This window comes from Paucidesulfovibrio longus DSM 6739, assembly GCF_000420485.1.
GTDB classification, from domain to species: domain Bacteria; phylum Desulfobacterota; class Desulfovibrionia; order Desulfovibrionales; family Desulfovibrionaceae; genus Paucidesulfovibrio; species Paucidesulfovibrio longus.
In genome coordinates this window covers 100,165-125,226 of record NZ_ATVA01000012.1, presented here as the reverse complement: position 1 = coordinate 125,226, position 25,062 = coordinate 100,165, and the positions used below count along the sequence as shown (strand labels likewise).

Here is a 25,062-nt window from a genome sequence, read left to right as displayed (position 1 = left end):
CCCTTTTGCCCCCTGGCGGTACTTGCCGCCTTGTGCGACAATTGTTGCCGTCGATTCTGATGGATGGTCAAATCTACGACTAATTTCTTATTGACACAACCACCCCCTAGAAATTTGGGGGGAAGTCCTAGGGGGCTGGGAGAGCAGATGCCGCAATGCTTTGCGGCGATCCAGAAGGATTTTTCACCCTACCTTCGTTTTTTTTTGGAGCAGTCGAAAGAAAACAGACGCCGAATCATTGATTCCGTGCCTGAACACGCGAGGAGCAGCATGAGCACCCCCAAGCCGTCCCACCGCTTCGTGAGCAACACGGCCTGCGAGTTTTTTCCCTGCCACCGGACCGACCACCCGGAGCGCTTCAACTGCCTGTTCTGCTTCTGCCCGCTCTACTTTCTGGAGGACTGCGGAGGCCGCTTCACCCTCCTGGCCAGCGGGAACAAGGACTGCTCCGCCTGCAAGCTCCCGCATGCGCCCGAAGGGTACGACTACGTGCTCGCCAAGCTGCGCGAATGCTTCCGAAGGCCCTGCCGCCTGCGCTTCGACGAGGAGCCCGGCCCGGCGGGGGAAGCCGGAACCGAATAGCGGGGGCTTTTCGGGTCAGCGCGCGGCTTCCACCACGACCACGTCCTGATAGTTGTCCGCACGGCGGCCGCACCAGGATCCCGGATACGCGCCGCGCACGCGCAGCCCAGCTCCTTCCAGCACCTTGAACGCGAAGGAGCGCTCATAGCCCACGGCCTCTTCCGGATCGTCGGGATTTTCCAGATGGCACGCGCCGAAGCGGTGCGCGAAGCGCAGGGTGCCGCCCGTCGCGGCCACGAGGCCGCGCGTCTCGTCGTCCAGCAGGAACCATGTCACGTAGGCCCGGCCGCCCTGGTCGAGAACCCGCCCCAGCTCGGCCGCATAGCCGACCACGTCTTCCGGCAGCATGTGCGTGAAGACGGAGTTGAGGATGGCCAGATCAAAGCTGTCGTCGGCATAGGGGAAACGGAAGTCGCGCGCACGCACCGTCCCGAAGGGATTATAGAGCGCGTTGAAGACGTCCGCCGTCTGGAAGCGGAAGTTGGGAAAGGCTGGGGTGATGTGCTCGCGGCACCAGTTCACGCCGAAGGGATAGGTGTCGAACCCTTCGTAGCGCCCGTGATCGGACAGGTAGGACGTCAGGGGCACGGCGGCCCGCCCGGCTCCGCAGCCCACGTCGAGCACGCGCTCGCTGGGAAGCAGCCCGCACCAGTCCACGAGCCGCCGCAGCAGCTTGCGCCCGATCTTGACGAAATCGCCGCCGCCGAAGCAAAGGGCAAGATCCTTGGGGGGCAGCAGCCCCAGGTCTGCGGCTCCGCGCTGGTCCGCGGCGTTGGATTGCAATGCGATCATCTCGGCTCCCGGAAAAGATGTCTCGTTCCTTTCCGAAAGCAGGATTCGTGCCTTTCTGCCGTTGCGCGGACGCTCCCGGCCCGTTTTCCGGCTCAGGAATCAAACACGGGCAGCTGGCCGCTGCCGAGCAGCACGCCGAGCAGATAATCCAAGCGGGACTCCAATGGGGAGTCGAACTCGATGCCCACATGCACCTGCCCTTGTTCCGAACGCGTCCAGACCACGCGGCCGGTCAGGTCTTCCAGGGGACAGCGCCCGCCGTCGTCGCCCGCAGCCACGATGCGCACGCTCGCGTCCTCCTGGAAGTCCTCCAGCACGCCCGCGTCCGGACTCTTGATGCGCATGCCGCCGCCGGAGATGTCCGACACGGCGAACACGTGCGCCCCGGAGCGCAGAGACAATTCACACATGGCCTTCGAGGTGCAGACATAGCGGACGTGCAGCCTGCGCTCCTCGAAGCGTCGTGAAACTTCTTCCGACATCCTCCCTCCTCCCTCCGGATTCGCTGCCGGGCCGGGCCGAGGCCCTAGAAGACCTCGGCTTCGAACCAATAGATGTTCGTGCCCGCCTTGCGCCAGCTGTCCTCGTCCAGCCCGGCCTTGCGGCAGGTCTGCCGCAGGAAGGTCACACGGTCCCAGCCCTGCTCCACGGGCACCTGCGGCAGGAGCAGTCCGGAATTGGACCCCCGCTGCATGATCAGGCCATGCCTGCCGACCACGACCTCGTTCACGTCGCGGCAAGGCTCCAGCGGGCTGAGAATGGAAATTTCGTACTCGATTTTCCCGAACTCCTCCCGGCTCAGAGGCGGGAAGCGCGGATCGGCAAAGGCCGCTGCGCGGGCCATCTCCCAGATGGTGCGCCAGATTTCGCCCGAGCCCTGGATGTTGCCGATGCAGCCGCGCAGGTGGCCGTCCAGGGTCAGGGTCACGAAGGCCCCGAGGGATTCGCGCAGCTTCTCCGTGGGCGGGGCGGGCGGCTCGGCTTCCTCGCCCGCGAGCTTGGAGGCGATGGAAAGGCGCACGAGATCCTTGAGATATGCTTTTTCCGCGTCGGAAAGCAAAAAGACGAATTCACGGGACATGGATTACTCCTTGGTTTGAACCGGGGGACGGATGTCCGCTGCGCGCGGCACGCCGAGCATGACGAGCGCCCCCAGGATATACATCATGATAACGGTGCTCATGCCCCAGCGCTGGCTTCCGGCCAGCAGCGTGACCCAGCCCACGAGCAGCGGGCCCGCAAAGGAGGTCAGCTTGCCCGAAAGCGCGAAGAGGCCGAACATCTGGGCGCGCAGTTCGCCCGGTGCGGTGCGGGCCAGCCAGGAACGGCTCGACGCCTGCACCGGCCCGACGAAGATACCAAGCAACAGCCCGAAAATCCAGAACACGGTCCGGGACTCGGTGAGCAGGATGACCACGCCCGGCAGGATCAGCCCGGCCAGGGACACGAGGATGGTGGCCCGCGCGCCCACGCGGTCGTCCAGCCAGGCGAAGAGCCCCGCGCCCAGTCCCGCGGTCACGTTCAGGCCGATGCCGAAGAGGATGACCTCCTTCGGGGTCATGCCGAAGGTTCCGGCCGCGTAGATTCCGCCGAAGGCGAACATGGTGGCCAATCCGTCGTTGTAGAGCATCCGGGCCAGGAGGAAGCGCACGATATGGCGGTGGGAGCGGACGTCGCGCACGGAGTCGCGGATCTGGGCGAGGGCGGAACGGACGCAGGCCCCCAGGGCGCGGCCCTTGCTCGGGGCGTCCGGGGTCCAGAGAAAGAGCGGCAGGGCGAAGACGAGGTACCAGGCCGCGCCCAGAGGGCCGATGATCCGGACATGCTCGGCCGCGGCGCGCGGCAAGGCGAACCAGGGATTTTCGTTGATGAATCCGTAGAGCGCCAGCAGCAGGCAAAGCAGGCCGCCCACGTAGCCCATGCCCCAGCCCCAGCCGGACCAGCGGCCCATGCGTTCCGGCGGAACCAGGTCGGGCAGCATGGCGTTGTAGAAGATCATGGCCGCCTCGCCGCCGATGGTGCCGAGGCAGACGAGAATCAGGGCGGGCCAGATCCAGGAAGGGTCGGGCAGCACGAACCAGAGCAGGACCGTGGGAACCGCGCAGAGCAGGGTGAAGGCCGCGATCCAGGGCTTGCGCCGCCCGGACTGGTCGGCCACGGCTCCGAGCAGCGGGCCGCCCAGGCCCACGATCAGCCCGGCCGCGCCGAGCATGTTGCCCCAGAGCGCGGTGCCCGTTTCCGGGCTCTCGGCCACGGATCGCGCGAAATAGGCCGCGAAGACGAAGGTCTGGATGGGCGTGAAGAATCCGTTGTTGGCCCAGTCGTAAAGGGCCCAGGACCAGAGCTTGCGTCGCACGTCGCCTCCCGGAAAATTCCGCGTTCTTCCGGGTGCGTAGCCCAATTCCGGGCCAGCGGCAATGCCCGAGGCCGAAGCCCGGCCCGAAGTCGCGGAAATGTCGCGGGAATGTCGCGCGGCGCGCCGCGCGGGGGCGCTACCCGGCCAGCTCGCCGCGCACCAGGGAAAAGGCGATGCTCCACATGATCAGGCAGATGGCGCCGTCGAGCACGCGCCAGGCAGCGGGACGCCGGAAGAGCGGCGCAAGGCGCGCGCCGCCCGCGCTGAGCGTGAAGAACCAAAGCGCCGAGGCCGCGACCGCGCCCAGGCCGAAAAACCAGCGCGCCTGGCCCTCAAAGGTGCCGCTGACCGAACCGAGCAGAACCACGGTGTCCAGCCAGGCGTGCGGATTGAGCAGGGTCACGCCCGTGGTCAGCAGCAGCGCCCGCCCCAGGCTCAGAGGCGCGCCCCCGTCCGCGCGCAGGCTGCCTCCGCGCAGGGCCGAGCGCAACGATCCCAAACCGTACCAGAAGACAAAGGCCGCCCCGCCCCAGGCCGCTGCCGACGCCAGCACCGGATGCGTTGCCACCAGCGCGCCCGCCCCGGCCACGCCAAGGCCGATGAGCAATACGTCGAAAACCAGGCAGAGCGCAGCCACGGGGTAGTGATGCTCGCGGCGCACGGCCTGGCCGAGCACGAACGCGTTCTGCGCGCCGATGGCCACGATCAACCCCGCGCTCATGCCGAATCCCTGCAACATCGCCGTCTGCATTCTCGCCTCCGCCCCGGAGAGGGTGTTTCTGTTGAATTGAGATTCGTTTATCCGAGGCGGCTGTCCGAGTAAAATTAATACTTTTTGAGTTCATTCGATTTTGCTAATACAGCGCATGCTCGATTACAAACTTCTGGAAGCCCTGGCCCTGGTCCTGCGCGAGGGCGGATTCGAAAAAGCGGCCCAGGCGCTGCACCTGACGCAGTCCGCCGTGTCCCAGCGGGTCCGCCTGCTGGAGGAGCGCGTGGGCAAGCCCCTGCTCGTGCGCGGCTCGCCCCCGCGCCCCACGGGAGCGGGCAAGGCGCTCTTGCGCCACTTCCGGCAGGTCCGCCTGCTGGAGGACGACCTGGCGCGCGGGCTGGAACCGGAAACAGACGCCTTCCGCACCCTGCCCCTGGCCGTGAACGCGGACAGCCTGGCCATCTGGTTTCTGGACGCGCTCGCTCCCCTGGCCCGCGAACGGCGCATCCTTCTCGATCTCGTGGTGGACGACCAGGAGCGCACCCACGCCCTGCTCGTCCAGGGCGAGGTGGCGGGCTGCCTCTCCACCCGCAGCGAACCGCTGCGGGGCACGCGCTGCACCCGCCTGGGGGTCATGCCGTACCTCTGCTGCGCCGCGCCGGAATTCGCCGGGCGCTGGTTTCCCGACGGACTCACGGAACAGGACGCGGCCAGGGCGCCCGTCGTGCTCTTCAACCGCAGGGACGAGGTCCACGACGCCTTTTTGCGCGCCGAATTGGGCCATTCCCAGGAAAACCCGCGCGGCTATCCGCGCCATTACATCCCTTCCTCGGAAAAATTCGTGGACGCGGTGCGCGCCGGACTGGCCTACGGCATGATTCCCCACCCCCAGGCAGCGCCCCATCTCGCGTCGGGCGAACTGGTCGAGCCGGAGCCGGGCCGCTTCCTGGCCGTGGAATTGTTCTGGCATCGCTGGGATCTGGAAAGCGGGCTCATGGACGCGGTGCAGGACGCGCTGCGACGCGGCGCGGAGTCGGTGCTTGGCTGAGGCGCAAAAAGAGAAGGGCCTTGCGGGTCATGCCCGCCAACCGGGATACTCTCCCGGACCGGACCGGAAAAAATGAGGGAAAAGCCCCATTGTCCAACGGCTGCGGCGTGCTAAGGCGAAAAAAAAACGCGGAGGTCGCCATGTGCCCGTTCATCCCGACATGCCCGTTCTACCGCTGCTACGCGAGAACCCAGGACGAATTCGTGCAGGACACCATAGACAGATATTGCCATGCCGACGGCGAAGGCTGCCGCCAGCGCCAGGCCAAGGAACACTACGGAACCTTTCTGGCCGTGAACCAATGCCCCGGCGGGGAATACCTTACGGCCTGAGCCCGCTGCCGGAGGTGCTTTCCCCCTCGACCCGACGGACGGCCACGCAGCCCGCGAGCATGTCGTGCAGCCCCTGCCGCCGACGGGTGAAGAAAATCATGACGTAGCCCAGGAAAAACAGCAGGCCGGAGAGGATCTTGGCGAAATGCCTGGCCGTGGCCCGCGAAAAGCTGATCCGCCGCCCGCACAGGTCCGTGACCTTGAAGCCGAGCACGAGCTTGCCGGGAGTGGCCTGAAAACGCGAGCTTTCCAGCCCGGCGTAATAGAGCAGGGCCAGGGCAAAGGGCAGCAGGTTGCCCACCGCGAGCAAGCCTCCCTCGCTCTCCAGAAGCCTGGGCATGACCAGGGCCACAACAAAGGTCATGAAAAACGTGCCCGCGCCCAGGAAGAGAAAATCAAGGACGAACGCGCCCAGCCGCTGCATGGGCGAGGCGTAGCCCACGGACGGCGTCCATTCGTCTCCCGGCCCGCCGCCCTGGCCGCCGCCCGCGCCGTTGCGCGAGACCGTTTTCCCGGAGAATCCGCCCGGCCCCGCCCCCTGCCCCTGTCCGGGCCGGGAGCCGCTGCCGGGCCGACCGGCTCCGTCCGCGAACCGGAACCCGCCGATGACCACGCCCTCTTCCCGGCTCTCGCCCTGTTCGGGGGGCGCGTCCTCGGCTGCCGCGTCTGCCGTGGAGCCGGACGCGCGCTGGCGGCCGCCGCGCGTGCCCACGGGGCCGGGATGATCGCGTCCGGGCAGCTTCGCGCCGCATTGGATGCAGTAGATCGCCTGATCGGGCATTTCGGCCTTGCATTTTGGGCAATTCATGGTCGCTCCTCGAAGCGTTCGATGGTCGAAACGGCCCCGGCGGTCATCGCGGGAGCCAAGCTCCTGCAAGCTAGTATGCGGCGACGGAAAAGTCTATACTGCGGCGAGACTTGCGCGCCCGCGCACAACGCGCGCACGAACGCCCCGCACCGCGACGAGCCAAGGAGACCCGAGCGAGAATGACCCCCCGGACCTGGATCATGCACATCGACATGGACGCGTTTTTCGCGTCCGTGGAGCAGCTCGACAATCCCGAACTGCGGGGCAAGCCCGTGGCCGTGGGCGGCGCCGGGGACCGGGGCGTGGTTTCCGCCGCGTCCTATGAAATCCGCAAATTCGGCGTGCGCTCGGCCATGCCCGGAGCCACGGCCCGACGGCTCTGCCCGCACGGCGTCTTTCTGCCCGGCCGGATGTGGCGCTACAAGGAAATCTCCAGGCTGGTCATGGCGGCCCTGTCCGAATTCTCCCCCCTGGTGGAGCAGGCCAGCGTGGACGAGGCCTACCTGGACGCCACGGGCCTGGAGCGACTCTTCGGCCCGGTGGAGGAGCTTGCGGAGCGCATCCGCGCCCGCGTCCGCGAGGTCACGGGCGGGCTGACCTGCTCCGTGGGCGCCGCGCCCGTGCGCTTCCTGGCCAAGATCGCCTCGGACCAGAACAAGCCGGACGGCGTATTCATCCTCCGGCCCGAAGACGTCGCCGACTTTCTGCGCACCCTGCCCGTGGGCAAGATTCCGGGAGTGGGCAAGCGCGGGCTGGAATCCCTGCGCCGGGCCGGGGTCCGCTTCGCCGGGGACGTGCCGCGCCGGCCCCGCCGATTCTGGGAGGAGCGCCTCGGCAAATGGGGCGGCGAGCTGCACGACCGCTGCCTCGGCCAGGGTTCCACGGAGATCGTGCCTTTTTCCGCGCCCAAGTCGTGCAGCGCGGAAAACACCTTTGCCCGCGACACCCTGGACCGGACCGAGCTGCGGCGCTGGCTCCTGGCGCAAAGCGATCGCGTGGCCGCGGACCTGCGACGCCACGGCGTGCGGGGCCGCACCGTGACCCTCAAGGCCAAGTTCTCGGATTTCCGACAGGTCACGCGGAGCCGCAGCCTGGAGCACCGCACCAGCGAAACCGACGTGATCTTCCGCACGGCCCAGGAACTCCTCGACGAACTGGCCCCCAAGACGCCCCTGCGGCTCATCGGCGTGGGCGTCGGCAACTTCGAGCCGCGCGCCCGCCAGCTCTCGCTCCTGGAGGACGAAGAAGAGAGGCCGGACCTGCGCAGCCGCGAACTGGAACAGGCCGTGGACGCCATCCGTGGGCGGTTCGGCAGCGGCGCGCTCAAGCGCGCGGAGCTGCTCGACTTCGAAGGCCGCAAGCCCAGGACCGCTCCCGGAGCCCCCCCGAAAGGCGGAAAGCCGGGAGGGGGCAAGCCCGGCTCCTGAGCCTTTCCCCGGCCCGCCTTGCCAAATATCTCCCCCGCGCTTAGCATGCGGAAGTGGTCGGGGCGCGCGCAGGCGACGGCAATCGGATTTGCCGATCGGATTCAGCACACTTTTCCCTGGAGGCGGACCATGCTGCTTACGGAAAACGAGGCCAAATTCAAGTTCTGCCCCCTGCTCAAGACCGGGGACGACAAGATGAAATTCTGCCAGGGGCCCATGTGCATGATGTGGCGCTGGAAGGACAACGAGCCCGGCGGCAAGGGCTGGTGCGGGCTTTCCGGCAGCCCGCTGGCCGCGAGCCGCTGAGCGGAATCACGATGGCCAAGCCGTTCCACTTCCCGCTCCAGCGGGTGCTCGACTACCGCGAGCAGCTGGAGGACCGGGCCAAGCTCTCCCTGGCGCGGGCCCAGGCCGCCCATGAAGAGCAGCAGAAACGCGTGAGCGAGATGGAGTCGCTGCTGGAGCGGCACGTGCGCACGGGGCTGAAAAAAGACGCGGACGCCAACGAGATGTGGCTCTGGCGGCAATACAAGCAGGCCCTGGAAGAGGACATCGCGACCGCGCGGGCCAGCCTCGCCGAGTTGGCCCTTAAATTGCAAAAATGCCGCCTGGACGCGGTCAACAAGTCAAAAGACCGCAAGCTGCTCGAAAAACTCAAGGAACAACAGGCCGCACGACACGACAATGAAGAACAACGCAGAGAAGAAAAAGAAAACGACGAAATGGCAGCGCTTCGTTTCCGGCGTGAAGATTTCTAGAGTGCTCTGGGGCCTGGCGGCCATTGCCGTGTTCAAGCTGGCCCTGCTCGGCGCGCTCGGACTCGGCGACTATTTCGCCCCTGCGGAGCGGGCTGTTCAGGCCGTTTCCGAGCAGACCGAAAGCGCGGGGGAAGCCCTTCGCGACGTGGCCGCGCAGGCCGCCAAGGTCGCGGCCCTGCCCGAAGCCCAGGCCCAGACGGCGACCCCGGCCCCAAGCGCCCAGGCCGCTCCGGACCAGCCCCCCGCGGGCATGGACCCGGCGGACTGGAAGGTGCTCAAGCGCCGCGAAGAGGAGCTGGCCGCCAAGGAACGCTCCCTGAAGGAACTGGAGGCCAACCTCAACCAGGAAGTGACCAAGCTGGAAGGACTCAAGTCCCAGCTCGAAGCTCTGCTCAAGGAAGTCAAGGGAGTCGAGGACGAACGCCTCCAGAAGCTGATCAAGGCCTACGCCAACATGAAGGCCAAGCAGGCCGCCGCCGTGCTCGAAACCATGGACAAGCAGCTGGCCGTCAAGATTCTGGCGGGACTCCAGGGACGGCAGGCCGGAGAGATTCTCAGCTTCATCGAGACGCGCAAGGCCGCCGAGCTTTCCGAGGCGCTGACCAACCTGCGCGCCCCGTTCCAGCCGTGACGCGGCCCGGCCCCGTTTCGAACACGGATTCGCGATGCCCCGCATCAAGCTGACCCTGGCCTACGACGGCACGAAATTCGCCGGCTGGCAGCTCCAGCCCGGCCAGCGCACGGTGCAGGGCGTGCTGGAAAAGGCCCTGGCCCCCATGATTCTGGGACGGGTCGGCGCGCGCCTGGCCAAGGACGGCGCCGTGCGGGTGCACGCGTCGGGCCGCACGGACAGCGGCGTGCACGCCGTGGGACAGGTGGCCCACTTCGAAGCGCCCGAATCGCGGCGCGGCTTCCCCTGGCGCATGGCCCTGAACCGCTCCCTGCCCCCGGACGTGAGCGTGCTCGACGCCGAGGAGGCTCCGCCGGGCTTTCACTCCCGTTTTTCCGTGCTGACGAAAACCTACGCCTACACCCTCTGGCTGGAACCCGCCTACGTCCTGCCCCAGCGGCGTCCCTTCGTCTGGGACTGCGGTCCCGTGGACCTCGCAGCCATGGACGAGGCCGCCAATATCTTCCTGGGCCAGCACGACTTCGCGGCCTTCCGCAACACCGGGTCCGACGTGGAAAGCACGGTGCGGACCCTGCTCGAAATCCGGCGCTCGCACGGCCCCCTGCCCCACGAATGCGTCTGGCGCTTCCGGGCCACAGGCTTTCTCAAGCAGATGGTCCGCAACCTCATGGGCTGCCTCGTGGCCGTGGGCCGGGGCAGGGTGAACGCCGACGACGTCCGGTCATTTCTGCATGCAGGGGACAGGACCGCCGCGCCTCCCACGGCCCCTGCCCAGGGGCTCTGCCTTGAGCGCGTCGAGTACCCGGACTTTCCCCCCGAGAGAGTATAAAAAATCTCAGGGAAAATATGCACAATCTGCTTGCGGCGGGTAATACTTTGGGATACTGCCGAAAATAGTGGTGTTACTTGCAGCGGGGAGCGGCATGCCGAGGCTTTGCGGTCTCCCGGAAGCAAGCATGGTGTTCATTTTTTTTATGTTTCAGGAGGCGACGATGAAGTCCATTTACGTGGGGAACCTGCCGTTCCGCGCCACGGAGGACGAAGTGCGCGAGATGTTCGCCGCTTACGGCGAAGTGCACGAGGTCAAATTTGTCATGGATCGCGAGACCGGCCGTTTCCGCGGCTTCGGTTTCGTGCGCATGGATGACGCAGCCGCTCTGGAAGCCGTCGAGGCTCTGGACGGCAAGGAGCTGGGCGGCCGCGCCCTGCGGATCAACGAAGCCCGCGAGCGGGCTCCACGTCCGCCGCGCTCGGGCGGATACTAGATCATCCCCACCTGCAAGGTTTGAAAAACCCCCGCTTCGGCGGGGGTTCGACGTTTCTGGAAGGGCGCGGCTAGAAATTGCGGATCAGGATGGCGCGGGACTCGTAGTCCCAATAGATCTGGCTGTGGTCCACGGGCTTGTCGATGCGCAGCACGCGGCCTCCGATCTTGATGGTCACGCCCGGATGAATCCTGCTCCGGACCTTGATCCGGCAGCGGGAAAGCGCCTTCTGGCGGCGCTGCACGTCCTTCTTCATGAAGGCGTTGATCTTCTCGAACTTCCGCTCCAGGCGGATGCGGTACTTGAGCACCTCGGCCACGGCCGGACGCTTGGCCGCGGGCGCGGCCAGGAGGATGCTTTTCGGATCGCCGTTGCCGAGCCGCTCGGCGATGCGCTCCAGCTCGTGCTTGATCTTGCCGCGCACCTTGAGCATGGGCAGCTGGTCGCGCTGCCGCTGGCTGATGTTCACCTGCGTGGCCACGCCCATCTCCGTGCCCAGCTCGTTGACCTCGACGTTCTGGTGGCTGGTGATGCTGCCGCCCTGGATCACGCCCTTGCCCTTCACGGCCAGGAACGAGCCTTGCGTCTCGATGCGGCTGTTGGTCACGTTGTTGCCGATGATCACGTCGCCTCCGGCCTCGATGCGGGCGTTGGTGGCGAACTGGGCCATGACCTTGCCCCCGGCGCGGACCAGGCCGCCGTCCGGCATGAGAATGCCGCCGCGCACCTCCACGTCGCCCCCGGCTTCCACAAAGGCGCTCTCCACCGCGTCCAGCACGACCACGTTCTGGGGCGCGCTGACCTGCATGCCCGAAGTCACGCTGCCGCGCACCTGCACCGAGCCGAACTCGGCGCGGATATGGCCGCTGGAAAGGCCCACGTCCCGGTTGACCACGAGCACGGGGCTGACCATGATCACGCCCTTCTCGTAGACGAGGATGCCTTCCTCGGTGGCCTCGAAGCCGTCGCGGCCCTTGCGCTTCACGCCGGGTCCGGGCGCAACGTGCAGGGGCTTGCCGCCCTTGGCCGGAATGGTCTTTTCGTAGAGGTCGATGCCGCCCTTGCCCGGTTCGGGGTCATGCACCCGCGCCAGCATGTCGCCCACGCGGGCCATGGGCATGCTGGCCCGGTGGCGGTAGTCGATGCGGCCCTGGTCGTCCTCGCGGGCGTCGTCCACCTCGCGCTTCAGGAGCACTTCGAGCCAGCCGTCGTTGCCGGGTTCCGGCTCCTTGCCCTGCGCCACGATCACGTCGCGCTGGAGCTGCCGGGTGGACTGCGCCTTTTCAAAGGCTTCGGCCAGCGTCTCCTCCGAGGGAGGCACCTGCACGCCGAGGCGGTCCAGCTCGGAAACGAACATTTCCGAAGTCACGGTGTTGCCGAGATGATCCTTGTGGAAGATCACGCCCAGGACGTGGATTTCCTCGTCGTCGATGTGCAGGCCCGGCTTGATGGAGACTTCCCCGTCGCGGATGGTGGCCAGGCCGTAGGTCTGGGCGGTGAAGGTCAGGTCCGTGGGATCGAAGGCCACGTTGGCTCCGGCCTTGGCCTTGACGTCCTGGAGCTTGCCTTCGATCTTTTCCGTGGGTTCGATGATGCGCCCGTCGATGGTCCTGCCGGGCTTGCCGGGATTGGGCGCCACCTTGCGGGCGATGATCTGGCCGGTGAACACGGGCATGCGCAGATCGCCCACGGGTTCCACGCGGCCATGGGTGGGGTTTTGCGGCTGCTCCCCCCGGACGAGGACGATCTTGCGGTAGTCCTGCCCGGAGCGCAGCCGCTCCAAAATCTTCTCCGCCGCGCCCGGTTCGGGTTCCAGAGCCACGCCGGCGGCCTCGAGCTGCTTGCGGATGCTCTTCGGCGTCAGCGGTCTGCCGCCCGCTTCCGGAGGCAGATACCGGCTCACGCCGAGCTTCATGCCGTCCGTGGAAAGGCAAAAGCGCAGTGCGGCATCCGGGCTCTTGCGCCCGCCGTCTTTCTGTTTCGCTCGCTCGGCCATGATCCCGTGCCCCATGCGCTCAACGCGCGGAATGTCTCCTTACCGTTACGATGAATACTTGAAGCGTGGCGAATTGGCAACCGCTTCGACGGAAACACAACAATCCGGACACGTTGCGCCGCGGATTGCTTCTGTTTCAGGAGGAAATGAAAACAATACGAGTGCGTTATCAAAGCCGCCAGAGCAGCTCCTCCAGCAGGGACTGGAGCTGGCCGTGCAGGCCGCCGCCCGCGGGGGGCGTCCCGAAAAGCGCTTCCCGCTGCTCCCGCAGGCCGGGGAGGGCTTCGGGCGAGGAGGAGTACACCGTCATGGCCAGACGCTCGGCCAGCAGATAGCCCGTCACCCCCTGGGCGAAGATCTCCATGCCCTGGGAGAATTCCGGGCCTGCGGATCGCCACCAGGCGTGCGCCGCTTCGGTATCCGCCGTGGCCAGGGCCTCGCAGACCATGCAGAGCAGGCTGTTCAGCGCGGCTCCGGGCAGCCCGCGCCGCCAGCCGAGCAGCCAGGGCGTGCGCCAGAAGAGCAGCAGGTTGTCCACGCCTGTCTGGACCAGGCGGAAAAGCTGCTCGCGGGCGGTCTGAAGATGGGGATCGGAGCGCAGCACGGGCAAAGCGGCGAGATCCCAGGCCGGGAGCGGCGAGGAAGGCGCGTCCAGCCCGCCCAGCTCGCGGAGCAGGTGCGCCAGCCAGCGGTTCGCGTCCGGCGAGGCCGGGGTTTCCAGGTGGGCGTAGCTGAGCACGTAGCGCCCCTGGCCGTGGCGGCCCTCCACCATGCTGGGCTGGTCTCGGAAGGCAGGGCGGATGCGCACGCCGTACAGCGCCTCCCAGTCGCCGAGCGTGCCTTTCGGCAGGCTTTTCAAGGCCAGGTCCGCGACCCAGAAATCCGGCCCCGGCTCGCCGTAGGACGCCAGCACCCGGACGTCGCCCCCGTTCGGCTCGAACCGGCCCGGCCACCAGACGGGAAGGAGCGCTCGCTCGCGCAGCTCCTGGGGAACCAGGGGACTCTCCTGGTCGGGCCGGACCTGGACATGGCCGGAAAGGAAATGCTGCATGCGGTCCTTGAAGCCGCGCCGGCTCCACGGACACAAGCCCAGCCCGCCGCCCGTGAGCGCCAGTCCGGCCCCGCCGCAGAAGCCGAGATAGGCCCCGCCGCCCGCCACGTAGGCGCGCACGGCCTCCACGCCCTCCGGGCCGAGCCGCTCGGCCTTGCCGCGCGCCCAGCCGCCCGGCACGAGCAGAAGCGCTGGGGGGTTGTCAGCAAGCAGCCCGTGGGCTATCTCATTGCCTCGCACGAGTCGGTGCTCCACGCCCCAGGAAAGGAGCGCGCGCCGGGCCATCAGGCCCCAGAAGTGAGATTCGTCCCAGTATATGTAGATGATTGACATGTCGGCGTCCCGGATTAGACTCTGACGACGCTATCAGGCCCGGACGCGGCCTGGCAAGCCGGATAAGGTTTTTTTCGAAAACCCGCCCCCAGCGGCCGCTGGCCAGGGGCGGCATGATACGGCCAGAAACCGGGTTTCCCGGATCAAGGCGATATTTCAAGGAGCGAGAATGGGCAAGCCGGAGTTGGCCAAAGGCTACGAGCCGAAGGACGTGGAAACCAAGTGGCGTGAACACTGGGAGAACGACCAGACCTTCACCCCCGACCCCAAGGCGGAGGGAGAGCCGTATTCCATCGTCATTCCCCCGCCGAACGTCACCGGCGTGCTGCACATGGGCCACGCCCTGAACCAGACCATCCAGGACGTGCTCGCCCGCTTCCACCGCCAGCAGGGCCGCAACGTGCTCTGGGTGCCCGGCACGGACCACGCGGGCATCGCCACGCAGAACGTGGTCGAGCGCGAACTGAAGAAAGAGGGCCTGACCCGCGACGACCTGGGCCGCGAGAAGTTCCTCGAACGCGTCTGGGCCTGGCGCGAGGACAAGGGCGGCACCATCCAGAACCAGATCCGGCGCATGGGCTCCTCCGTGGACTGGACCCGCGAATGCTTCACCTTCGACGACCAGCGCGCCAAGGCCGTGCGCAAGGTCTTCGTGGAGCTGTTCAAGCAGGGGCTGATCTACAAGGGCAACTACATCATCAACTGGTGCAACCGCTGCCACACGGCCCTGGCCGACGACGAGGTCGAACACGAGCCGAAGCCCGGCAAGCTCCACCATATCCGCTATTCCCTGGCGGACGGGTCCGGCGACATCGTCATCGCCACCACCCGGCCCGAAACCATGCTCGCGGACACGGCCATCGCCGTGAACCCCGAGGACGACCGCTTCAAGCACCTCATCGGCAAGACCGTGCTCCTGCCCCTGGTGGGCCGCGAGCTGCCCGTCATCGGCGACGCCTACGTGGACATCGAGTTCGGCACGGGCTGCCTCAAGGTCACCCCGGCCCACGACATGAACGACTGGGAGCTGGGCCGCAAGCACGGCCTGGAGGTCATCGCCATCCTGGACGAGGACGGCTACGTCAACGAGAACGCGCCGGAGAAATATCGCGGCATGTTCAAGGAGGAGGCCCGCGCCGCGGTCATGGCCGACCTGGAAGCCGAGGGCCGCGTGGTCGAGGTCGCGGACCACGACCACAGCGTGGGCGTCTGCTACCGCTGCAAGTCCGTGATCGAGCCGCACGTCTCCACCCAGTGGTTCGTGTCCATGAAGCCGCTGGCCGAGAAGGCCCGCGCCGCCGTGCCCGCCAAGACCCGGATCTACCCGGAGCACTGGACCAAGACCTATTACGAGTGGCTGGACAACATCCGCGACTGGTGCATCTCCCGCCAGATCTGGTGGGGACACCGCATCCCGGCCTGGACCTGCCTGGACTGCGGCGAACTGATCGTGCCGGAAACCGATCCCACGACCTGCCCCAAGTGCGGCTCCGCCAACCTGGAGCAGGATCCGGACGTGCTCGACACCTGGTTCTCCTCGGCGCTCTGGCCCTTCTCCACCATGGGCTGGCCCGACAAGACCCCGGAACTGGACAAATATTACCCCACGGCCGTGCTCGTGACCGGCTTCGACATCCTCTTCTTCTGGGTCGCCCGGATGATGATGATGGGCCTCCAGTTCATGGACGAGGTGCCCTTCCGCGACGTGTACATCCACGCCCTGGTGCGCGACGAGCAGGGCAAGAAGATGTCCAAGTCCACGGGCAACGTCATCGACCCCATGGAAATGGTCGACAAGTACGGCACGGACGCCACGCGCTTCACCCTCTGCGCCTTCGCGGCCATGGGCCGCGACATCAAGCTCTCCGAGGCGCGCATCGAGGGCTACCGCCACTTCGTGAACAAGATCTGGAACGCGGCCCGCTTCGCGCTCATGAACCTGCCCGAGGAGCTGCCCGCCATGGACCCGGCCGCGGCCGGAGGACTGGCGAACAAGTGGATCCTGCATCGGCTGGAAGAGGTCAAGGACGAGGTCCGCGCCGCCGTGGAGGGCTACCGCTTCAACGAATACGCCCAGACCCTCTACCGCTTCATCTGGAACGAGTTCTGCGACTGGTACCTGGAGATGATCAAGCCCGCGCTCTACGGCGAGGACGAGACGGCCAAGGCCGCCACGCAGAAGGTGCTGGCCGCGGTGCTGGCCGAAACCATGATCCTGCTGCATCCGGTCATGCCCTTCGTGACCCAGGAAATCTGGTCCGTGCTGCCCGGCACGCCCGGCGAGGACATCGCGACCACGCCCTTCCCGGCCGCGCGGCCCCAGTGCCGCGACGCCGGAAGCGTTGCCGCCATGGAGCTGTTCCAGGGCCTTGTTTCCGCCGCCCGCAACATCCGCACCGAGCTGCACATCGAGCCGCAGGTCAAGCTGGACATGCTCGTGCGCACCGCTTCGGACGAGGACCGCGCCATCATCGAAGAAAACGCCGGGCTGATCCGCTTCCTGGCGCGCATCGAAGGCATTCAGGCCGGACCGGACGAGAAAGGTCCGCGCGCTTCCGGCTCCGCCGTGGTGCGCGGCAACGAACTCTTCGTGCCTCTGGAGGGCAAGGTGGACTTCGAGGCCGAGCTGGCCCGGCTGGACAAGAAGCTGGCCAAGCTGGAAAAAGACCTCACAGGCGTGGAAAAGAAGCTCGCCAACCAGGGCTTCGTCAGCAACGCGCCCGCCGAAGTCGTGGAAAAGGAAAAGGAAAAGCTGGCCGCCATGCAGGAAGAGCGCGACAAGCTCGCGGCCCTGCGCGGACGCATCCAGAGCGTGATGGGCTAAGGGCCTCGCCTCGGTCCATTCATGGGTCCGCGTCTTTCGCGCGGGATCGCCGAAGATATTTGGCAGATCGGCCTGAACAGGATAGAAACGATCCTGTTCAGGCCATCATCTACCAAGGAGACACGCCATGAAGATCAGCATCCGGGACTTCGCCCCCATCAGGGAAGCGGATATCGCCCTGGACGGCCTGACCGTGATCGCCGGTGACAACGACACCGGAAAGAGCACCGTGGGCAAGCTGGTCTATGCGTTTTTGGAGGCAGCTAAGCGGCAGCGGCAGGGGGAACGCTCTCTTTCATATGAGTTCCCCAATTCCTACTGGAACGCCCTTGGTCTTGACTGTCGTCCCGGGCATTTCAACGTCTTGGACGAGCACGGCATTCAGCTATTCAAGGTTGAGTTTTTAAAGGACAGCACTGGAGCCCGTAACGCCTTCTTAATGAACGGGCCGGCTCCCCAATCCACTTTGAAGTTCAAGGATGTACTTTTCTTAGAGACACCCTTGATTTGGCAACTCTTTGACACCTTTCAGGGCATCGCCTCCGAAACCGCGAAGGCGCAAGCCAGAAATGAGCAATACCCCATCAAATTTCCCTATACCTATTTCGACGCCTATTCCCGGCTTAACGGCTCGGTAAAGCCACTGGAAGGCGACGCAAAAGGGCTTTTGCTGTCCATCGAAAAGACCGTTAACGGCAAGATTGTCTTCGAGAACAGCTCGCCCCGCTTCCAGCGCGGCGACGTATCCATCCCCATGCCCAGCGTGGCCACGGGCATCCAGGCCTTCGGCTTCATCCAGCGCATCCTGGAACTCGGTCTGGCCCGCCCCGGCTTCCTGCTCATCCTCGACGAACCCGAGGTGCACATGCACCCCAAGTGGCAGCTCGAATACGCCAAGCTGCTCGTGAGCATGGTGGACGAACTCGGGCTGAACGTGCTCATGACTACGCACAGTCCGGTGTTCGTGGAGGCCATGGAATTCGTGGGCAAAAAGAAGCTCGGCGAAAAGTGCCATTTCTATCTTAGCGAACGCACTGCCGACGGCCCCGTGGTCATGCGGGACGTGACCGACGATCCGGAACCGATCTACAAGCAGCTCGCGCTGCCGCTGATGCAGCTTTCCCTGCACCAGGGGGATGCATGAGCCTTGCGGCCACGTTGGATGCCGCCTGCGCCAAGGGGAAACTGTCCCGCTCCCCCATCGGGGAGTTGGACAAGTCCTGCTGCACGGAAAGCACGCTCGAAGTCTTCGACCTGGACACCTATGCGCATTCCCTGGGAGGCGTAACGCCCGCCACTACGGACGGTGCACGCTGTGATGCGGTCAAGGGCATGGACTTGCTCTCGCTGTTGGAAATGAAGGGCCTGAGGGACACGGAACTCAACTTTCACCACCAAGTCTGCCCAAAGACCAAACGCGGAGCCACCCCCGCCGAAACCACTCGGCTCTGCCTGGAGCGGTATCAAGAATTCCTCGACGCCAAGATCCAGTCGTTGCGGCTTGCGGACAAGCTCAAGGGCTCGCTGATTGTTCTCGAAGGACTCTATCCGGCGCTCTCTCAAGATTTTTCCCAGGAGAAGCTCTCCGGTCGCTATTTGTTAATCGTCAACTTCAGCTACCGGGAAATTATCAACCACCGTTACGCATTCCGAACGGCGCTCAAGCCGCTGGCCGCAGCGCACTGGGGCGAGCCAGACGTTCTCCCCTGCGATATCGTCAACAACGAAGAGTCATTTCACCAATTCCTCGGCGCATGACTCAACGCAAACGAACGAGCACGACCATGACCACAGCTACCGTCTATCTCATCGGCGCCGGCCCCGGCGATCCCGGCCTGCTCACCGTGCGGGCCAAGGAACTCATCGAAACCTGCGACGTGGTGGTCTACGACTACCTCGCCAACAAGGAATTCCTCAAATACGCCCGCAAGGACGCCGAGATCATCTATGTCGGCAAGAAGGGCGGCGACCATACCCTGCCCCAGGACAAGATCAACGAGCTGATCGTGGAGCTGGCCAAGAGCGGCAAGAGCGTGGCCCGGCTCAAGGGCGGCGACCCCTACGTGTTCGGGCGCGGCGGCGAGGAGGCCGAAGAGCTGGTCGAGGCTGGCGTGCCCTTCGAGGTCGTGCCCGGCGTGACCGCGGGCGTGGCGGCCCCGGCCTATGCGGGCATCCCCGTGACCCACCGCGACCACACCACCAGCGTCTGCTTCATCACCGGGCACGAAGACCCCACCAAGGAAGAAAGCGGCCACAACTGGGACGTCTACGCCAAGAGCACCAGCACCCTGGTCTTCTACATGGGCGTGAAGAACCTGCCCATGATCTCCGAGCGGCTCATCGAGGGCGGGCGCGACCCGCAGACGCCCGTGGCGCTCGTGCGCTGGGGCACCCGCGCGGAGCAGCAGAGCTTCGTGTCCACGCTGGCGGAAGTGGCGGCCGAGGCCGAGCGCCGCAAGTTCGCGGCCCCGTCCATCATCGTGGTCGGCGGGGTCTGCGGCCTGCACGACAAGCTCGCCTGGTTCGAAAAGCGGCCCCTGCTCGGCAAGGGCGTCGTGGTGACCCGCGCGCGCGAACAGGCCAGCGGACTGGTGCGCACGCTCTCGGACCTGGGCGCGCACGTCTACGAATTCCCGACCATCACGATCGAGCCGCTGGACAGCTACGAGGAGCTGGAAACCGCCATCCTGCGCCTGCCCATGCAGGATTGGGTGGTCTTCACCTCGGTCAACGGCGTCAAGTTCTTCTGGGACAAGCTCGGCGAGATCGGCCTGGATTCGCGCATCTTCGGCGGCATCCAGATCGCGGCCATCGGCCCGGCCACGGCGGACGCCCTGCGCGAGCGCGGCATCAAGCCGGACTTCATTCCGGAGAAATACGTGGCCGAGCATGTGGTGGCGGGGCTGCTGGAACGCGGCATCGTGGGCAAGAACGTGCTCATCCCCCGCGCCAAGGTCGCCCGCGAGGTGCTGCCGGAACAGCTGGCCGAGGCCGGAGCCCACGTCCAGGTGCTGCCCGTGTACGAAACCAAGCTGGCCCAGGAAGACGGCGCGGAGATCATGGACGCGCTGACCAAGGACAAGCTGGACTACGTGACCTTCACCAGCTCCAGCACCGTGGACAACTTCTTCGAGCTGGTGGACGCGGACGCGCTCAAGGACTACAAGGCCGCCAACCCCGGCAAGGCCCGGCTGGCCTGCATCGGCCCGGTCACGGCCAAGACGCTGGAGAAGCACGGTCTGCGCCCGGACCTTCAGCCCGAGGACTACACCATCCCCGCGCTGGTGGAGGCGCTGCTCAAGGCCGAATAGCCTCGGAGCGGACAGAAAGAACTCACCGGCCCCGGCAGCGTTCGCGTTGCCGGGGCTTTTGCGTGCGGCGTTCTTGAACTCGCGGCGCGAAATGGTATGCTTGGGGGAATCCGCACCCCGAACCAAGGAGCAGCCATGTCCGACCACACTCCCGCCACCGCCGACGACATCCGCGCCCTGGCCTCGGCCTTTCAGCGCAGCCGGGTGCTGCTCACGGCCTCGGACCTGGACCTGTTCACGCATCTGGGCCGGGAGTGGCGGCGCGCCTCGGACCTCGCGCCCAGGCTGACGGCGCCGGGGAGCGATTCGCCCGGAGTGGACGTTCGCGGCCTGGACCGGCTTCTGGGCGCGCTCGCGGCCCTGGGCCTCGCAGCCAAGAAGGACGACGCCTACCGCGCCACGGACACGGCCTTTGAGCTGCTCTCCGCCGAGAGCCCGAAACAGATGTCCCTGGGACATCTCTCCAACCTCTACGCCAACTGGGGCACCCTGACCCAGGCCGTGCGCCGCGGCGGAAGCGTGCTTGATCCGCACTTCGACGACGACACGCGGCGCAGGCATTTCATCGCGGCCATGCACTCCAGGGCCAAGGCAGGAACGGACGCCCTGGCGTCCAGGCTGCCGCTGGCGGGAGCGCGCCGCGCGCTGGACGTGGGCGGCGGTTCCGGGGTCTATTCCATGGCCATGTGCCGGGCCGAACCGGGACTGCACGCCGTGGTCCTTGATTTGCCGGAAGTCGCCCGGCTGACCGAGGACTATGTGCGGGAGGCCGGTCTTGCCGGGCGCATCTCCGCCCTTCCCGGCGACATGCTCGTCCCGGACTGGACCGCTGCGGACTGGATTCCCGGCGGCGAGCTCGGAGAAATGGACCCGTCCGGCGGTTTCTACGACCTCGTCTTCGTCTCGGCCATCGCGCACATGTTCGGCCCGGAGCAATGCGCGGAACTGGTCCGGCGCTGCTTCGCGGTGCTGCGTCCCGGCGGCTCGCTGGCCCTCGTGGACTTCCTCATGGACGAAAGCCGCACCGAGCCGGCCTTCGGCGCTGTTTTCGCGTTGAACATGCTCGTGAACACCGAGGCGGGCGACGCCTATACCGAAACCGAAGCGCGCGGATGGCTCACGCGGGCGGGCTTCACGGACCTTCGCAGCCTGCCTGCTGGCCCGGAAACGCGGATGCTCCTGGGGCGCAGGCCGTAGGGCAGCGGAAATCGCCCGGCCCGGCGCGGGAAACTGCTCCTGGCGACTCTTGCGGCCCTGGGGCTTGACGGGTAAGAGGAAGCGGCAACGTCAACGCAAGGAGCGAACATGGCCCTTCCCATCGCCGTCCTGGTTTCCGGCAGCGGCTCGAACCTGCAATCCATCATCGACCGCATCGAATCCGGAGCGCTGGACGCCGAGATCAAGCTCGTGCTCTCCAACAAGCCGGACGCCTACGGCCTGCTGCGCGCGCGCAACCACAACATCCCCGCCCTGGCCCTGGATCACACGGACTATCCCTCGCGCGAAGCCTTCGACGCCGAGATGGTCCGGGCCATCCGCGAAGCCGGAGCCGAAACAGTGGTCTGCGCCGGGTTCATGCGCATCCTGACGACGGAATTCCTGAACGCCTTTCCGGGCCGCGTCGTGAACATCCATCCCGCCCTGCTGCCCAGCTTTCCGGGCGTGCACGGCCAGGCCGACGCCGCGGACTACGGCGTGCGCATTTCCGGCTGCACCGTGCATTTCGTGGATGAGAAGATGGATCATGGCCCGGTGATCATTCAGGCGGCGGTGCCCGCCTTTCCCGGCGAAGGCGGCGATGCCCTGGGCGGGCGCATCCTGGCCCTGGAACACCGCATCTACCCCCAGGCGATCCAGTGGCTGGCCGAGGGCCGCCTGCGGGTGGAAGGCCGCCACGTCACGCTCCGGGACGCGGGCAGGCCTCCGGCGCCCGCGCCGGAAAACGCGCTTGTCAGCCCCGCGCTGGAACAGGGCTTCTAGCAAGCGCCATGTTCGCGCTGCTGGTCATCGACATGCAGGCGGGATTGTTCTCGCCGCAGACGCCGCGCTTCGACGCGCGGGGCGTGGTGCGCCGCATCAACGAGCTGATCCGGGCCGCCCGGAAAAGCGCCACGCCCGTCGTTTTCGTTCGCCACGCGGGCAGACCGGGGGAAAGCCTGGAACCGGGAACGCCCGGCTGGGAAATCCTGCCGGACCTGGACCGCGCGGACAGCGACCCCGTGGTGGACAAGGCCGCCTGCGACGCTTTCTGCCGCACCAATCTGCACGCCGTGTTGCAGGGACTCGGCGCGAGCCGGCTCGTCCTGGCCGGATGCTGCACGGACTTCTGCGTGGACACGACCCTGCGCGCCGCCGCGAGCCTGGGCTACGAGGTCTTTGCGGCCTCGGACGCCCACACCACGGCGGACCGCCCGCATCTCGACGCCGAAGAGGTCATCCGCCATCACAACTGGGTCTGGGAAGAATTGATCACGCCGGAATCGGCGATCCGCGTCCTGCCGACGGCGAAACTGCTCCCGCTGCTCGAGGTGCGCTGAGCCGCACCGCATCTCCAGGCGCCCCGGCAGCCTCCCTTCCGAAAATCATCCCTTCTCGCTCCGCAGCCATTGCAACGCTTCGGAACGGTCGAAAAACACCTTGAAGTCGTGCCCCGCGTTCTTGGCCGTGGCTTCATAGTAGAGCGAATAGTCACGGTACGCGGGCCGGTCCAGAAACGCGCAGCGGTAGTGCTTTTCCAGTGCGGGAACGTTCCGCACGAAGAAAAAGGCGTCGCCGACTTCCAGCCGTTTCTCAACGCTTCCCATGTCGATGAGCACCCGCGTCTTTCCACTGGCCCTCATCAGCGCCCGGTTCTCTTCCAGCAGGCGTTCGGAGGCAGCGTACGTGCTCAGATCACCGCTGACCTCGATGACCAACACGTTCTCTTCGATATGATGCCGCACTTCAAAGCGCACGCATTGTCTCCGGGAGCAGCATTACAAGTAAAGCACACATCTGCCGTTCGGTCGCCTTTATTCATCAGCAAAAAGCATAGTTGCGATAGCATTGCTTTATTCAAGAGGTGCTTGTCAAGCGAAGAAACGTAGTCTTTCACAAGCGGAAACCGTGCACCGCCCATAGAATAGAAGCTGTTGTACGGCAGCATAGTGCGGTCCGGCCGAACCGTCCGCCCAGAAAAGAACATGGATGACAGGTGCTTCGCCCTGCACGGGGCGCGTCAGCAGCAGCCCGAAAGAGCGACGCCGCGCCCAGGGGCAATCCCCTGCAACGCGGACAAGACCTCATGCACGCCCGGTACGGCGGCGTTGTTTCGGAAAACCGGGGTTATGCGTCGTTGCCCGCGCAGCGCCTGACGAACACCTCCGCGAGCAACGGGTTGGATCCGAAATGCAGATGCACGTAAGAGCCGAGCACGTTGCCGCCCGGTCCGGCGAGCCAGCCGCCCGCTTCCGTGCGGCGTCCCAGGCGGTCCGCGACCGCGTAGGCGCTCCGCCCTCCCGGCTCCCCGTCCAGCTCGGAGTAGTGGAACTCGTGCCCCCGCGCGATCGATCCGGCCCGGCCCAGCGGCGTGTCCAGGGTCAGGCGCGCTTCGCGGTAGCCCAGGGCGCGAAAACGGTCACGCATGACCGCCCGGCCGGGATAGACGCCGCACATGGCGCGCGTCGGGCCGACTCCGGCCTCCCCCAGCTCCGCCAGCAGGTAGAGAAACCCGCCGCATTCCGCATAGACCGGCCGCCCCGCTGCGCAGAAAGAACGCACGTCGTCGCGCATGGAAGCGTTGGCCTCCAGCTTGTCGGCATGGAGTTCGGGGTAGCCCCCGGGCAGGTAGAGCCCGTGCAGCCCGAAAGGCAGTCGCGTTTCCCGCAGGGGGGAAAAAAAGACGATCTCCGCGCCCGCCCGCTCCAGCAGGCGCAGGTTTTCCGCGTAGCAGAAGCAGAAGGCCTCGTCCCTGGCCACTCCCAGGCGCACCTTGCCTGTTGTGCCCGCGCCTTCGGGTTCCGCATCGCGCCGCGCGGGCTTGAGGCCCGGAAGTCCCGCCAGGAGGGCGTCCAGGTCCAAATGGGCCTCGACCCAGTCGGCCAGCCGTCCATAGACCCCTGCATCCCATTCCTGCCCCGCATCGCTGTTCCCGCGTTCCGAAGCATTCCGTCGCCCCGCTCCCTGCGCCGGAAAATCCGGCGTGACCAGCCCCAAATGCCGCGACGGCAGCTCCAGTCCCTGCGCGCGCGGCAGGCAGCCCAGGAGCGGCAGTTCGGGCACGGACTCCAGGGCCTCGCGCAGGAGTTCCTCGTGGCGGGCGCTGCCCACGCGGTTGAGCACCACCCCGGCGAACCGCAGGTCCGGGTCGAAGCGGGCGTAGCCGCCGACCAGGGCCGCGGCGGAACGCGCCAGGGAGGAGGCGTCGGCCACGAGCAGCACGGGCAGGCCGAGCCACTTTGCGAGCTGAGCCGAGGAGCCGCTTTCGTCCCGGCCCGAAGCCCCGTCGAAAAGGCCCATGACGCCCTCGACCACGGCGGCGTCGCCTCCGCGCGCGCCACGGGAAAAAATGCCCCGCACGCAATCGCGCGTGAGCATCCAGCCGTCGAGGTTGTGCGAGGGGCGTCCCGCGGCGGCTCCGTGGTGCAGGGGGTCGATGAAGTCGGGTCCGGCCTTGAAGGGCCGCACGTCCAGGCCGCGCCGGGCCAGGGCGGCCATGATGCCGAGGCTGACCGAGGTCTTGCCGCAGCCGGAACGGGTTCCTGCGATGAGCAGGCCGCGCGGCCCCGGCGTCGGGGATTCTGCGAAAAAACGGTCCGCGCCGGACGCGGGATGGGCCGGAGCGTTGGCGGACATGGC

26 protein-coding genes are annotated in these 25,062 nt (G+C 66.5%); 16 read left to right on the top strand and 10 right to left on the bottom strand.

The window, feature by feature from the left end; all coding sequences use genetic code 11:
• The first annotated feature begins 270 nt into the window (after positions 1 to 270).
• Entirely contained in the window at positions 271 to 582 is a 312-nt protein-coding gene (locus G452_RS0105205) for a cysteine-rich small domain-containing protein (RefSeq protein ID WP_022661208.1), read from the top strand.
• A gap of 15 nt (positions 583 to 597) precedes the next feature.
• On the opposite strand, the gene G452_RS0105200 is transcribed toward G452_RS0105205, so the two are convergent.
• The 5 genes from G452_RS0105200 to G452_RS0105180 form a co-directional block, all read right to left on the bottom strand.
• Positions 598 to 1,374 carry a class I SAM-dependent methyltransferase gene (locus tag G452_RS0105200; RefSeq protein WP_022661207.1) on the bottom strand — a complete coding sequence of 259 codons (777 nt, stop codon included), beginning with the start codon at positions 1,372 to 1,374 and terminating at the stop codon, positions 598 to 600.
• A gap of 92 nt (positions 1,375 to 1,466) precedes the next feature.
• A complete protein-coding gene (locus tag G452_RS0105195; protein ID WP_022661206.1) occupies positions 1,467 to 1,856 on the bottom strand; it encodes a PilZ domain-containing protein in 390 nt (129 codons plus the stop codon).
• A 44-nt stretch (positions 1,857 to 1,900) separates the two neighbouring features.
• Complete coding sequence (gene amrA / locus G452_RS0105190) at positions 1,901 to 2,455, bottom strand: AmmeMemoRadiSam system protein A (protein WP_022661205.1); 555 nt, start codon at positions 2,453 to 2,455, stop codon at positions 1,901 to 1,903.
• A 3-nt stretch (positions 2,456 to 2,458) separates the two neighbouring features.
• Entirely contained in the window at positions 2,459 to 3,730 is a 1,272-nt protein-coding gene (locus G452_RS18155) for an MFS transporter (RefSeq protein ID WP_022661204.1), read from the bottom strand.
• 136 nt (positions 3,731 to 3,866) lie between these two features.
• Complete coding sequence (locus G452_RS0105180; RefSeq protein WP_022661203.1) at positions 3,867 to 4,481, bottom strand: LysE/ArgO family amino acid transporter; 615 nt, start codon at positions 4,479 to 4,481, stop codon at positions 3,867 to 3,869.
• A gap of 115 nt (positions 4,482 to 4,596) precedes the next feature.
• Here G452_RS0105180 and G452_RS0105175 point away from each other — a divergent pair, with 115 nt between their 5' ends.
• Together G452_RS0105175 and G452_RS0105170 are read left to right on the top strand one after the other, a co-directional pair.
• Positions 4,597 to 5,490, top strand: coding sequence for a LysR family transcriptional regulator ArgP (locus tag G452_RS0105175; RefSeq protein ID WP_022661202.1), 894 nt, complete (start codon positions 4,597 to 4,599; stop codon positions 5,488 to 5,490).
• A 140-nt stretch (positions 5,491 to 5,630) separates the two neighbouring features.
• A complete protein-coding gene (locus G452_RS0105170; protein ID WP_022661201.1) occupies positions 5,631 to 5,822 on the top strand; it encodes a hypothetical protein in 192 nt (63 codons plus the stop codon).
• Here the strand turns inward: G452_RS0105170 and G452_RS20440 are convergent.
• The gene (locus G452_RS20440) at positions 5,812 to 6,630 is read right to left on the bottom strand and encodes an RDD family protein (RefSeq protein WP_022661200.1); all 819 of its coding nucleotides are present in this window, start codon (positions 6,628 to 6,630) and stop codon (positions 5,812 to 5,814) included. The two genes, G452_RS0105170 and G452_RS20440, sit on opposite strands and share 11 nt — an antisense overlap.
• A 179-nt stretch (positions 6,631 to 6,809) precedes the next feature.
• On the opposite strand from G452_RS20440, the gene dinB reads away from it, so the two are divergent.
• From dinB to G452_RS0105135, 6 genes are all read left to right on the top strand, one after another.
• On the top strand, positions 6,810 to 8,057 hold the full coding sequence (gene dinB, locus G452_RS18145) for a DNA polymerase IV (RefSeq protein ID WP_022661199.1): 1,248 nt from the start codon (positions 6,810 to 6,812) through the stop codon (positions 8,055 to 8,057).
• A gap of 129 nt (positions 8,058 to 8,186) precedes the next feature.
• Entirely contained in the window at positions 8,187 to 8,363 is a 177-nt protein-coding gene (locus tag G452_RS21720) for a hypothetical protein (protein ID WP_022661198.1), read from the top strand.
• Between the two features lie 11 nt (positions 8,364 to 8,374).
• Entirely contained in the window at positions 8,375 to 8,815 is a 441-nt protein-coding gene (gene fliJ / locus G452_RS0105150; RefSeq protein ID WP_022661197.1) for a flagellar export protein FliJ, read from the top strand.
• On the top strand, positions 8,742 to 9,446 hold the full coding sequence (locus G452_RS0105145) for a MotE family protein (protein WP_162141273.1): 705 nt from the start codon (positions 8,742 to 8,744) through the stop codon (positions 9,444 to 9,446). The genes fliJ and G452_RS0105145 overlap by 74 nt, the downstream gene beginning before the upstream one ends.
• Before the next feature lie 34 nt (positions 9,447 to 9,480).
• Positions 9,481 to 10,275 carry a tRNA pseudouridine(38-40) synthase TruA gene (gene truA / locus G452_RS18140; protein WP_022661195.1) on the top strand — a complete coding sequence of 265 codons (795 nt, stop codon included), beginning with the start codon at positions 9,481 to 9,483 and terminating at the stop codon, positions 10,273 to 10,275.
• A 163-nt stretch (positions 10,276 to 10,438) separates the two neighbouring features.
• The gene (locus G452_RS0105135) at positions 10,439 to 10,711 is read left to right on the top strand and encodes an RNA recognition motif domain-containing protein (RefSeq protein WP_027189026.1); all 273 of its coding nucleotides are present in this window, start codon (positions 10,439 to 10,441) and stop codon (positions 10,709 to 10,711) included.
• A gap of 70 nt (positions 10,712 to 10,781) precedes the next feature.
• On the opposite strand, the gene G452_RS18135 is transcribed toward G452_RS0105135, so the two are convergent.
• Both G452_RS18135 and G452_RS0105125 read right to left on the bottom strand, forming a co-directional pair.
• Positions 10,782 to 12,707 carry a FapA family protein gene (locus G452_RS18135; RefSeq protein WP_162141272.1) on the bottom strand — a complete coding sequence of 642 codons (1,926 nt, stop codon included), beginning with the start codon at positions 12,705 to 12,707 and terminating at the stop codon, positions 10,782 to 10,784.
• Positions 12,708 to 12,876: 169 nt separating this feature from the next.
• On the bottom strand, positions 12,877 to 14,091 hold the full coding sequence (locus G452_RS0105125) for a BPL-N domain-containing protein (protein ID WP_022661192.1): 1,215 nt from the start codon (positions 14,089 to 14,091) through the stop codon (positions 12,877 to 12,879).
• Positions 14,092 to 14,260: 169 nt separating this feature from the next.
• On the opposite strand from G452_RS0105125, the gene G452_RS0105120 reads away from it, so the two are divergent.
• From G452_RS0105120 to G452_RS0105090, 7 genes are all read left to right on the top strand, one after another.
• Positions 14,261 to 16,915 carry a valine--tRNA ligase gene (locus G452_RS0105120; RefSeq protein WP_022661191.1) on the top strand — a complete coding sequence of 885 codons (2,655 nt, stop codon included), beginning with the start codon at positions 14,261 to 14,263 and terminating at the stop codon, positions 16,913 to 16,915.
• Between the two features lie 127 nt (positions 16,916 to 17,042).
• Positions 17,043 to 18,059, top strand: a complete 1,017-nt coding sequence (locus G452_RS0105115; protein WP_022661190.1) for an AAA family ATPase — start codon at positions 17,043 to 17,045, stop codon at positions 18,057 to 18,059.
• Complete coding sequence (locus G452_RS0105110; protein WP_022661189.1) at positions 18,056 to 18,673, top strand: hypothetical protein; 618 nt, start codon at positions 18,056 to 18,058, stop codon at positions 18,671 to 18,673. Before G452_RS0105115 ends, G452_RS0105110 begins: the two co-directional genes overlap by 4 nt.
• Positions 18,674 to 18,699: 26 nt before the next feature.
• Positions 18,700 to 20,226, top strand: a complete 1,527-nt coding sequence (cobA, locus tag G452_RS0105105) for a uroporphyrinogen-III C-methyltransferase (protein WP_022661188.1) — start codon at positions 18,700 to 18,702, stop codon at positions 20,224 to 20,226.
• A gap of 135 nt (positions 20,227 to 20,361) precedes the next feature.
• On the top strand, positions 20,362 to 21,423 hold the full coding sequence (locus G452_RS0105100; protein WP_022661187.1) for a methyltransferase: 1,062 nt from the start codon (positions 20,362 to 20,364) through the stop codon (positions 21,421 to 21,423).
• Positions 21,424 to 21,531: 108 nt separating this feature from the next.
• Positions 21,532 to 22,206 carry a phosphoribosylglycinamide formyltransferase gene (purN, locus tag G452_RS0105095; RefSeq protein WP_022661186.1) on the top strand — a complete coding sequence of 225 codons (675 nt, stop codon included), beginning with the start codon at positions 21,532 to 21,534 and terminating at the stop codon, positions 22,204 to 22,206.
• Between the two features lie 8 nt (positions 22,207 to 22,214).
• Positions 22,215 to 22,763: a cysteine hydrolase family protein gene (locus G452_RS0105090; protein ID WP_022661185.1), complete on the top strand. Its 549-nt coding sequence runs from the start codon at positions 22,215 to 22,217 to the stop codon at positions 22,761 to 22,763.
• 45 nt (positions 22,764 to 22,808) lie between these two features.
• On the opposite strand, the gene G452_RS0105085 is transcribed toward G452_RS0105090, so the two are convergent.
• Positions 22,809 to 23,180 (bottom strand): hypothetical protein, encoded by a 372-nt coding sequence (locus G452_RS0105085; RefSeq protein ID WP_022661184.1) that lies wholly within the window; start codon positions 23,178 to 23,180, stop codon positions 22,809 to 22,811.
• A gap of 370 nt (positions 23,181 to 23,550) precedes the next feature.
• Entirely contained in the window at positions 23,551 to 25,059 is a 1,509-nt protein-coding gene (locus G452_RS0105080) for a cobyrinate a,c-diamide synthase (protein ID WP_022661183.1), read from the bottom strand.
• Positions 25,060 to 25,062 lie beyond the last annotated feature (3 nt).

What these genes read in the sequence shown, in the direction of transcription:
- G452_RS0105205 (WP_022661208.1), top strand. Translation starts at nt 271, where the DNA reads ATGAGCACCCCCAAGCCGTCCCACCGCTTCGTGAGCAACACGGCCTGC.
- G452_RS0105200 (WP_022661207.1), bottom strand. Translation starts at nt 1,374, where the DNA reads ATGATCGCATTGCAATCCAACGCCGCGGACCAGCGCGGAGCCGCAGAC.
- G452_RS0105195 (WP_022661206.1), bottom strand. Translation starts at nt 1,856, where the DNA reads ATGTCGGAAGAAGTTTCACGACGCTTCGAGGAGCGCAGGCTGCACGTC.
- amrA (WP_022661205.1), bottom strand. Translation starts at nt 2,455, where the DNA reads ATGTCCCGTGAATTCGTCTTTTTGCTTTCCGACGCGGAAAAAGCATAT.
- G452_RS0105180 (WP_022661203.1), bottom strand. Translation starts at nt 4,481, where the DNA reads ATGCAGACGGCGATGTTGCAGGGATTCGGCATGAGCGCGGGGTTGATC.
- G452_RS0105175 (WP_022661202.1), top strand. Translation starts at nt 4,597, where the DNA reads ATGCTCGATTACAAACTTCTGGAAGCCCTGGCCCTGGTCCTGCGCGAG.
- G452_RS0105170 (WP_022661201.1), top strand. Translation starts at nt 5,631, where the DNA reads ATGTGCCCGTTCATCCCGACATGCCCGTTCTACCGCTGCTACGCGAGA.
- G452_RS20440 (WP_022661200.1), bottom strand. Translation starts at nt 6,630, where the DNA reads ATGAATTGCCCAAAATGCAAGGCCGAAATGCCCGATCAGGCGATCTAC.
- dinB (WP_022661199.1), top strand. Translation starts at nt 6,810, where the DNA reads ATGACCCCCCGGACCTGGATCATGCACATCGACATGGACGCGTTTTTC.
- G452_RS21720 (WP_022661198.1), top strand. Translation starts at nt 8,187, where the DNA reads ATGCTGCTTACGGAAAACGAGGCCAAATTCAAGTTCTGCCCCCTGCTC.
- fliJ (WP_022661197.1), top strand. Translation starts at nt 8,375, where the DNA reads ATGGCCAAGCCGTTCCACTTCCCGCTCCAGCGGGTGCTCGACTACCGC.
- G452_RS0105145 (WP_162141273.1), top strand. Translation starts at nt 8,742, where the DNA reads ATGAAGAACAACGCAGAGAAGAAAAAGAAAACGACGAAATGGCAGCGC.
- truA (WP_022661195.1), top strand. Translation starts at nt 9,481, where the DNA reads ATGCCCCGCATCAAGCTGACCCTGGCCTACGACGGCACGAAATTCGCC.
- G452_RS0105135 (WP_027189026.1), top strand. Translation starts at nt 10,439, where the DNA reads ATGAAGTCCATTTACGTGGGGAACCTGCCGTTCCGCGCCACGGAGGAC.
- G452_RS18135 (WP_162141272.1), bottom strand. Translation starts at nt 12,707, where the DNA reads ATGGCCGAGCGAGCGAAACAGAAAGACGGCGGGCGCAAGAGCCCGGAT.
- G452_RS0105125 (WP_022661192.1), bottom strand. Translation starts at nt 14,091, where the DNA reads ATGTCAATCATCTACATATACTGGGACGAATCTCACTTCTGGGGCCTG.
- G452_RS0105120 (WP_022661191.1), top strand. Translation starts at nt 14,261, where the DNA reads ATGGGCAAGCCGGAGTTGGCCAAAGGCTACGAGCCGAAGGACGTGGAA.
- G452_RS0105115 (WP_022661190.1), top strand. Translation starts at nt 17,043, where the DNA reads ATGAAGATCAGCATCCGGGACTTCGCCCCCATCAGGGAAGCGGATATC.
- G452_RS0105110 (WP_022661189.1), top strand. Translation starts at nt 18,056, where the DNA reads ATGAGCCTTGCGGCCACGTTGGATGCCGCCTGCGCCAAGGGGAAACTG.
- cobA (WP_022661188.1), top strand. Translation starts at nt 18,700, where the DNA reads ATGACCACAGCTACCGTCTATCTCATCGGCGCCGGCCCCGGCGATCCC.
- G452_RS0105100 (WP_022661187.1), top strand. Translation starts at nt 20,362, where the DNA reads ATGTCCGACCACACTCCCGCCACCGCCGACGACATCCGCGCCCTGGCC.
- purN (WP_022661186.1), top strand. Translation starts at nt 21,532, where the DNA reads ATGGCCCTTCCCATCGCCGTCCTGGTTTCCGGCAGCGGCTCGAACCTG.
- G452_RS0105090 (WP_022661185.1), top strand. Translation starts at nt 22,215, where the DNA reads ATGTTCGCGCTGCTGGTCATCGACATGCAGGCGGGATTGTTCTCGCCG.
- G452_RS0105080 (WP_022661183.1), bottom strand. Translation starts at nt 25,059, where the DNA reads ATGTCCGCCAACGCTCCGGCCCATCCCGCGTCCGGCGCGGACCGTTTT.